Annotated in this window: 1 protein-coding gene; it reads right to left on the reverse strand. The window is 38.7% G+C overall.

Annotated elements, in window-relative coordinates; translation table 11 throughout:
• Window positions 1-256 (reverse strand): DEAD/DEAH box helicase (locus tag AAEY99_RS21555; protein WP_351012001.1); only part of this gene is annotated, 256 nt, incomplete at both ends.

The raw sequence follows: 256 nt of genomic DNA on the forward strand, positions 1-256 counted from the left end.
GGGTAGCGTTGTTTATTGTTATCCATTTTATAGAAGTATTGCTTAATAGTGCTTTTAGCTTGCTCTTCTTCTACCTTAACCATTACTGGATTGCTAAGCACACGCTTTGCAACAGCTTCTATTGCACGTGGAAACGTAGCGCTAAATAGTAATGTTTGGCGATTAGTAGGAATACGCTCAATAATTGCATCTAAGGTATCTTGAAAACCCATATCTAGCATTTGGTCGGCTTCATCTAGTACGAGCGTTTCTACAT

It is taken from the genome of Shewanella sp. S1-58-MNA-CIBAN-0166, assembly GCF_040310085.1.
In the GTDB taxonomy this organism is placed as follows: domain Bacteria; phylum Pseudomonadota; class Gammaproteobacteria; order Enterobacterales; family Shewanellaceae; genus Shewanella.